6 protein-coding genes and 1 pseudogene are annotated in these 8,683 nt (G+C 45.8%); 2 read left to right on the forward strand and 5 right to left on the reverse strand.

Annotated elements, in window-relative coordinates; all coding sequences use genetic code 11:
* Positions 1-186: 186 nt before the first annotated feature.
* Genes IM485_RS00075 through IM485_RS00090 form a run of 4 tightly spaced genes read right to left on the reverse strand, consistent with a single transcriptional unit; the run spans position 187 to position 5,490 of the window.
* On the reverse strand, positions 187-921 hold the full coding sequence (locus IM485_RS00075) for a foldase protein PrsA (RefSeq protein ID WP_104395448.1): 735 nt from the start codon (positions 919-921) through the stop codon (positions 187-189).
* A gap of 18 nt (positions 922-939) precedes the next feature.
* Positions 940-2,394: a beta-barrel domain-containing protein gene (locus IM485_RS00080; protein WP_287740403.1), complete on the reverse strand. Its 1,455-nt coding sequence runs from the start codon at positions 2,392-2,394 to the stop codon at positions 940-942.
* Between the two features lie 2 nt (positions 2,395-2,396).
* On the reverse strand, positions 2,397-5,015 hold the full coding sequence (locus IM485_RS00085; protein ID WP_104395446.1) for an ABC transporter transmembrane domain-containing protein: 2,619 nt from the start codon (positions 5,013-5,015) through the stop codon (positions 2,397-2,399).
* 7 nt (positions 5,016-5,022) lie between these two features.
* Positions 5,023-5,490, reverse strand: a complete 468-nt coding sequence (locus IM485_RS00090; protein ID WP_104395445.1) for a helix-turn-helix domain-containing protein — start codon at positions 5,488-5,490, stop codon at positions 5,023-5,025.
* Between the two features lie 571 nt (positions 5,491-6,061).
* Between IM485_RS00090 and IM485_RS00095 the strand changes: the two genes are divergently transcribed.
* Positions 6,062-6,661, forward strand: coding sequence for a peroxiredoxin (locus IM485_RS00095; RefSeq protein WP_002735961.1), 600 nt, complete (start codon positions 6,062-6,064; stop codon positions 6,659-6,661).
* A 10-nt stretch (positions 6,662-6,671) separates the two neighbouring features.
* Here IM485_RS00095 and IM485_RS00100 read toward each other — a convergent pair.
* A pseudogene (locus IM485_RS00100) lies at positions 6,672-7,961 on the reverse strand (RNA-guided endonuclease InsQ/TnpB family protein).
* Between the two features lie 50 nt (positions 7,962-8,011).
* On the opposite strand from IM485_RS00100, the gene tnpA reads away from it, so the two are divergent.
* Positions 8,012-8,443 (forward strand): IS200/IS605 family transposase, encoded by a 432-nt coding sequence (tnpA, locus tag IM485_RS00105; protein WP_104395444.1) that lies wholly within the window; start codon positions 8,012-8,014, stop codon positions 8,441-8,443.
* Positions 8,444-8,683 lie beyond the last annotated feature (240 nt).

Below are 8,683 nucleotides of genomic sequence, written 5' to 3' on the forward strand. Positions count from 1 at the left end.
CTGGTCTTGGCTGTCTATATTTTAAACAATAAATTGCTGTATTGCAAGCATAGTCAGCTTTTAAAGATAAATTATTGTTTTATTGGTCAGCAATAATTGTCTGTTTTTTCTTTAATTTTACATGACAAGTTTGGAAGAGCCAGAATAATTAAGGGGCGGGGTGAGCAATACCCACCCCGTTCACGATTAATTACTGAACTCGTATTCTATCTCTTGAATCTTCTCCTTCATCCAGCCGTTAAACAACTCGACACGGATTTGCAAAGCCAACTCCTCGGTTAATTTTGGTTTAACGATTTCCTCGACGAAAATCAGGTGAAAACCTCGATCGCCTTGCAGCGGTTTCAACAATCGAGAAGAATCCGATGCGAAAATTGCGGCCGAAAGATTCGGTCGTAAATCCTTGCGGGAAACAGTACCGCGATAACCTCCCTTGCGTCGTAATTCCACATCCTCGATATAGCGATGCGCTACTTCCTGAAAGCTGATTTCCTCCTCCTGAATCGATTCATACAACTCCTCTGCCATCGCCTGATCTGCTAACACTACCTCATAGATCACCGCGCCGGTATAATCTAGCTGGTGTTCCACAAAATAGGATTCAATTTTGTCTGCGAAAAGATGTTCGGCTAATTTACCCGATAGTAAATTGAATTGAACGATCTCCTCGAAATCGTCTAGGGATAAGCCCTGTTTTTGCAACCAATTCCATGTATCTTTGGCGTTATGTAATTCATTGGCGAGACGGAATTGATCGGCCGCCTGTTGTAACTCGTCAGTTGTGTTTTTAATCCCCGCTTCCGTGGCGGTTTCGGTGATGATTTTCCGAGCGATAATTCCCTCGGCCATTTCGGGAACTTTCCCCGATAGCTTAAGCTGTTGGATAAGGTCTTGATTGGTGATGGTGATACTATGGGACATAATGACTCCTGAAAAAAACTACAGTTTTAACCCATCTTTTTGCAGATCTTTAAAGGGATCGAGGATGTAATCGATCACCCGACGCTGACGGACGATCGCTTCTGCGGTAGCCGTATCTCCCGGATTGAGGGGAATACATTGATTTCCCTTTTGAATACAGGAGCGATCGAGTTGAATTTCTAGCTCGAAAACGTTGATTTTTCCGTTGGGCGTTTCCTTTTCGATCGCCGTCGGTGATTTCTTGGTGATCTTGCCGCCGATAATGCCGTAATCCTGAAAAGGATAGGCATCGAACTTGACTTTTATCGGCATACCGGCGCGGAGAAATTGACTTTGATCCGTGGGCATTTCTGCCTTGAGAATAAACCGGGATCCTTTCGGTGCTATCTCCGCGATCCGCGTTCCCGACTGCACCACCGCACCCGCGCGTTTAATCGGTAATGAAAAGATTGTGCCGTCGGTATTCGCCTTTAAAACCCTCTGACTTAGTTGGATTTGGAGCGCTTGCCGTTGGCTCTCGCTTTGGGCGATTTCCGATGCCAGTGTTGCGATCTCCGTGTCTAGATTGTTAATCTGCTCCTGTACCCTTAAGAGTGCCAACTCGTTGGAATGGCGGAGACTTTGATAACCCCGCTGCCGCTCCTGTAATTGCAGACGCGCTTGGGCGATATCGGCGCTCGTTTGTTGACTCGTCTGACGGTAGGCACTTTTTAATTCCGCTAGTTTATGTTGATTTTCTTTTACCTCCGCTTTTCCCCGCTCGTAGAGTTGTTGGCGCTCCTTGGCATTGTCCTCGCGTTCGATGAATTGTACCTCCGATATCGCGCCATCCTCCCACGCTTTTCGGTAGCGATCGACTTCTTTTAAAGCCGTTTGATAACGACTTTTGAGAATCGGATAATCGGTCTGACTTTGTGCGAGGGCGGTTTTCGCTTGATTTACCCGCGCCTGTTGTTCTTCTAGGGATATTTTGGCCTTCTTGATTAATGCGTCCACATTCTCCCGCGCTTGTTCGATCGAGGCTTCTTTTTCCGCTGCTGCCGCGCGATTTTGTTGGCTTTGGGTGGTTAAAGAAATCTCTAACTGACTTTTGACAAGTTTCTGTTGGGAAAGACGGCTTTTTTGTCCTTCTATTTTCTCCTCAATTTGTTGTATTTCCTTGCCGATTAATGAGGAATCTAGGGTTAAAATCGGTTTTCCTGCTTTCACCTCTTGGCCTTCACGGACATAGATTTTTTCCACTTTTCCCGTCGCGATAGCATCGATTTTGACTGTTTCCCCTTGGGGTTCCAGTTTTCCCGGACCGACACCCGTTTCATCGACTTTTGAGAATATCGCCCAAGGGAGAATGATCGAGACGAAAATAATCAGAAAATAGAGTAAACCACGCGTCCAGGGTAGGGGTAAAGTATCGATCAATTCTTTGGTCTGGAAAGACCAGTTATCGCGGTCTCTGTCTAGATTGGTGGTCATAGTTATTCACTCAATTGATTAGAGTTCAAATTACGGTAAATACCGGGACGGGCCATTAATTCTTCGTGGGTTCCACTATCGACTAATACCCCTCGATCGAGAACGAGAATACAATCCGCGTTCCGCACCGTAGAGAGGCGATGGGCGATAATCACCATCGTGCGATTCTGCCGAATTTTCTGGAGATTTGTTTGAATAATCCGTTCCGATTCGGTATCGAGGTGGGAAGTGGCTTCATCGAGGATTAATAACCGCGGCTCTCCCATTAGCGATCGAGCGATGGCGATCCGTTGTCTCTGTCCCCCGGAAAGTAGCCCTCCACCCTCGCCGATCTGGGTTTCGTACCCCATGGGCAGTGATTGAATAAAGTCATGAATTCCCGCTAATTTCGCCGCGACCACCACATTTTCTAGGGGGTGATCGGGATGACCTAAACTGATATTTTCCCGAATCGTGGAACCGAAGAGAAAAGTATCCTGATCGACGACTCCCACCTGTTGCCGGAGGGAACTGAGGGCGATCGTACTCAGATCGTAACCGTCGATCGAGATTTTCCCATCGGTGGGGGGATAGAGGCCGATCAGCAATTTCGAGATCGTGGTTTTTCCCGAACCGCTCCGACCGACGAGGGCAACGGTTTGACCGGGTAAAATCTCAAAACTGAGGTTTTCTAAAACATTGCGATCGCTGTCGGTGTGGTAGCGAAAGGTGACATTTTCAAAGCGAATATGTCCCTGTAATTCCGGGAGAAACTGACGGGAAAGTTCCTCTAAATTCTCCTCCGGCTTTGCGTCTAGTACATCGTTAATCCGCTCGACGGCGATATTGACTTCTTGAAATTGTGTCCAGAGAACGGTTAAGCGTTGAAAAGGCGCAATGATCTGGGCAAAAAGCATATTAAAGGCGATCAGTTGTCCGATCGATAATTGATTTTGAATCACTAGATAGGCACCAAAACAGAGTAAACCCGTCGTCGCTAAAGATTCGATCAGATTACTGAATATCTGGAGATTATTGCCGATGATCTGCCCGGAGAAATTTTTCTTGACCTCCACCGAGAAAAGGTCTTCCCAGTGCCAACGGGTCGATCGCTCTGTGGCAGTAGATTTGACGGTACGAATACCGGTTAAAATCTCGATCAGGTAACTGCTTTCTTTAGCGATCGCCTGAAAGATATCCCGGGATATTCGCTGGAGAAAAGGGGTAGAAATTAACGCCAGCAGAAAGAACGGTGGCACGATCGCTAAACTGATGAGGGCTAATTGCCAGCTATAGCGGAACATCACCGCCACATACACGAAAACCGTTAATAAGTCAAGTAAAATCGAGAGAGCTTCCCCAGAGAGAAAACGCTGAATCTTGCGATTTTCCCCGACGCGGGAAATAATATCGCCCACATAGCGGGACTCGAAATAACCGAGGGGAAGGCTGAGGGTATGGCGGATAAAACCGGTGATTAATGCCGTATCGATGCGATTAGCGGTGTGATCGAGGAGATAGGCGCGTAAACCGGTAATTGCCACCCGAAAAACCCCGAAAATTAGCGCACCGATCCCCATCGCCCAAAGGGTAGTTAAGGACCCCTGGACGATTACTCGATCGAGGATTAACTGGGTGAAAATCGGCGTAATTAAGCCGAATATCTGAATAAAGAGCGAGGCGACGAAAATTTCCAGCAGTACGAACCAATGGGGTTCCAGTAAGCGATAAAACTGCCAGAGAGAGGTTTTATCCTCTTTCGTGTCCCGAAATTTCTGGTTCGGTTGGAGCAGCAGGGTGAATCCCGTCCATTTACTGGTGAATTCGGCACGACTTAGGATTAATTGCCCGATCGCTGGATCGCCAATAATCACCTGTTTGGGGGTAATTTTCCAGATAACAACGAAGTGTTTGCCTTCCCAGTGAGCGATCGCTGGTAGGGGTTGTTTCCCTAATCCCTCTAGAGTCGCTTTTACCGGACGGGTGGAGAGGCCGATATTTTCCGCCGCTGTGATCAGTCCCTTCAGGGATGCCCCGTCGCGGTTGACGTTGGCCATTTCCCGCAAACGGTTGACGCTGATTCTTTTGCCCCAATAACGGGCGATCATGACTAAACTGGCCGCCCCGCAATCGGAGGCGGACTGTTGCTCGAAGAAGGGATAACGGCGGAGGGATTGCCCGATCCAGTGACCTAACCGCTGCGCCGGAGAGGGGAAATAGGCTCGATCGCTTTTTTTGTCCGTTTCTTCTGCCTTCGTCCCAAGAAGTTGCTCAATTTCCCGCGCCCGTTGCAGTAATGTTTTTTTCAGGGCGGGGTGTTTTTTCAGAATCGGCCTCAGCGCGGACTCGGGGATAAGAAGTAGTTCCGCCTTCACCGAGACTCGAACCGAGTAGGGCAGAAAACCCGATCGGGGAAAGAGGGTGAATTCTCCGAAAAATTCGTCGGTTTTGAGCGCGATCATCTCTTTTTGCTGAGAGTTCGCTATCCGAACTTTGCCGCGAACGACTAGGTATAATCCGGGCTGTAGGGACAGGGTACCTGCTTCGGGAGAGAGGGAGATCGCCGTTTTCTGGAGACTCCGCCACTGGGTTTCGGACAGGAATTCCGGCCACGGATTGACGAGGCTGTGAGTATCGAGCATAGTTGTTTTAAGCTTTGGCTGAAGGGGAAAGATCGACGATGCGGATCGGCTGTAGCTGTTTGCGGAGGCGATTGATGTGGGTGGGGGTGAGCGCCACTCCGAATTCTTTCTCTAGATGCCGCGCTAACCAAACTCCCGACCATCGCTTAAAGGAATAACCGAAATCCCGGGGGGATTTAGTAATCAGTTCCTTGAGGCGATCGAGGTAAGGTTGATCAACTTTTGGCGGGCGACCGCGGCGGTATTTATGCCAGCGATCGATCTTGCCACTCTCGGCGATCAGTATCCATTTACTAGCGGTGGCGGCAGTACAATCGAGAAGCCTACGGATATCGCCCTGGGATTTGCCCTCGTCAGCGAGGAGAATGATTTGAATCCGTTTGCGATCAACATCAGAGATATTCGGTTCTGTTAAGATTTCGAGAAGTTGCTGACGTTGGGATGGGGATAGATATTTACCGGTGCTTGATGACATTGACATAGCCTTTGCAACTATAAGTAAAAGCAGACAGCAGCAGGTCGGAGCGTTGAGGCAAGAAAGATGTACTAAGTTGTACAATGGGCTAAATTCCTCGTACGACGATCTCTTTCGCTGTCCTTAAATTCTTATTTTGGCTGCGAAAGTGAACATTATGAAGTTTATTAAATCCGACATTCCGCAAATCTTCATATACTTTTATATATTTTTACATTCCCCAAGATGTTTTGACGAAAAACCTTCATTGTAGAACCTACTATTGAGAACATTTTCAATAATTGATTTTTTCTGAGAAAAAAAAATACAATTCTTAACCTTGATAAAAATCCATGATTGTAGCTATTGAATGTTAAGAAGTGCGAAAAGTGGGTAAATTGTTTTTCTCTCGCCCGATCAAACCGCTCTAACACCTAACCCCCATCACCCTATCACCCCATCACCCTATCTCCCCGCTGGCCACTGATAACTGATTGCTGACTACTCAAAATCGTTATGACTATGATATAGTTGTTAAGGAATGTAAAAATAGTTGCATTTTCCCAGAAACTAGATTAAGGAGATTAAGAGTATGACCGCCGAAGGTTGCTTAAGAGTCGGACAAGCGGCGCCGGATTTCACCGCGACCGCCGTTTTCGATCAAGAGTTCAAAACCATCAAATTGTCGGATTATCGGGGTAAATACGTCGTTTTATTCTTCTATCCCCTCGATTTTACCTTTGTTTGCCCCACGGAAATTACCGCTTTCAGCGATCGAGTTAGCGAATTTGCCAGCATCAACACCGAGATTTTAGGGGTGTCCGTCGATAGCGAATTTGCTCACCTAGCATGGATTCAAACCGAGAGAAAATCCGGCGGTGTGGGGGATGTGGCCTATCCTTTGGTGTCGGATCTGAAAAAAGAAATCAGCACCGCTTACAATGTTCTTGATCCTGATGCGGGAGTATCCCTGCGTGGTCTGTTTATCATCGATAAAGAAGGTGTTATCCAACACGCTACTATTAATAATCTTTCCTTCGGTCGCAGTGTCGATGAAACCCTCCGCACTCTGAAAGCGATTCAATACGTCCAATCCCACCCAGATGAAGTTTGTCCCGCCGGTTGGCAAGAAGGGGATGCTACCATGGTTCCCGATCCTGTGAAGTCGAAGGTTTACTTCGCAGCAGTTTAGTTAAAGGTGGTCAGAAGTCCCTCAGCTTTGACTCTCCCCCGCTATACTTTGCACGGTGTAGCGGGGGATTCTCGGTTCTTAGGCTTTTAACTAGATCGACTGGGTTTAACCGGAGGATCCCCAACCGATCGCCTCCGCGAGCGTTTTCTAACACGGTCAGCCCGACCGCGTTTTTTCCTCGGTTCTCGATTACCTTCGCTGATGCCGTATCTGTCGGTTCGATGTGACCACAGGAATCGCATCGGTGAACTCTTTCCGATAACGCTTTTTTGCCAGTAATCGCGCCACAATTAGGACACTCCTGTGAAGTTCCGTTTTTATCAACTTTAAGATAATATTTTCCCCGTTTTCAAGCGACAAACGGTAATATCTCATTAATAAAACTACCGATACCCGAATCTAGAGATTGTTTTCTAACGATCCCTCTAGACCAGGAAACGAAGTTAATATCCTCAACAAAGATATTATCAGCGAGATCGCAAAGATAATGAGCTAATTTAAAGTGCCAATCTCTACGAGTATTAGATACTTTCTCATGTAATCTTGCTATCTTATCTTGGAGTTTTAACCAATTGTTTGAGCCTTTGACTTGATGTTTTAAGCGTCTTTGTAGCAATTTAAGCTTACTCTGTACTTTCAACAAAAATCGAGGGGCTTTGATTAAATCTCCTCGTGAAGTAGCCACAAAACTTTCAATTCCCGCGTCGATTTCTAAACAAGTCTTCCCAACTGTCATATCGGGAACTAATTCCGTAGATTGGAAAGAAACCGAAACGTAAAATACCGACGCTTTGCGGATAATTCGAGCTTGTTTAGGCTCGAACCCAGACGGGTACTTCCTAGATTTCCTAATCCGAATTTTTCCCAATTGTGGAAAATTTAAGTATTCTTCACCTAGAAAGCTTTTTGAGAGCGGAGGAAAAACAAAACTCCGCATCTTTTTCTTAAATCTAGGAAAGCCGAAGCCTTTCGATTTCATGCGGTCAAACGCTTTATCTAAAGTTTTTAAGACTTGCTGTAAGACTTGAGCGTTAACCCTCTTTAATATCGGGTAAACTTTTTTAGCTTCCGTTAGATTTTTAGCTTGAACAAAGTAATTAGGATAAGGTTCATCCGCAGGAATTATGTGCTCAGAAACTAGCGAACAGTGATCCGCAAGACACTTTCGAGAGTTTAACCAATCTTTCCGTTCTGAAAGAGCGTAATTATAAACGCTTTTGCAAACATCAAGAATGTGGATTATCCCCCGTTCCTGTTGTCTGTTTACCTTTAGTTTGTACTGGTAAGTAAGCGTTATCACTGTCGTTAGTTTCGTGATGTATAGTTAAATTATAACACTTACCGCCTAATATTTCAACTGATTACAATCATGGATTTTGCTCTGTTTACAAACTTACTGCTCATGTTGTATTCGTGATCAAATACCTGCGAAAAGCTATTAACGATGAAATCTTAGCCCGACTTAAAGAAATCTTTGTATCAACGCTCACAAAATGGGAAAGCACTTTACTTGATTTTAACGGTGAATCGGATCACGTTCACCTGATTATCGATTACAAGCCTGACATCGCTTTATCCAAATTAATCGCTAACCTTAAAACAGTTAGTAGTCGCTTAATTAGAAAGGAATTTCCGGATTTGGCGGCAAAGTATTTCGACAATAAACCTTATTTTTGGACGGGAGCTTATTTCGTGGCTAGTTGTGGCGACGTTACTGTCGAACAACTAAAAAAATACGTCGAGAATCAAAACTCCCCGAAAGTGGAAACGCTACCGCGCTAGTTTCATACTAAATCCGTTGAGTATAGGCTATATACCTGGACTTCCCCGTTGACAAAAAGGCATAAGCTGTGCTGTAGGAGGGATTAAGAGAATTTCCGCCGCCACGTTACTGGCTACAAATTAGGGAAACTCCCAATAAATCTAACGCTTTTTGTTGCAGTTGAGTCGGTCGAGTTATCTTAGAAAAACGATAACTTCCCTCCCTAATCGTACATTCCACTGTATTCAAGCAAATTGTCC

The organism is Microcystis sp. M169S2 (genome assembly GCF_020245865.1).
GTDB lineage: Bacteria > Cyanobacteriota > Cyanobacteriia > Cyanobacteriales > Microcystaceae > Microcystis > Microcystis ichthyoblabe_A.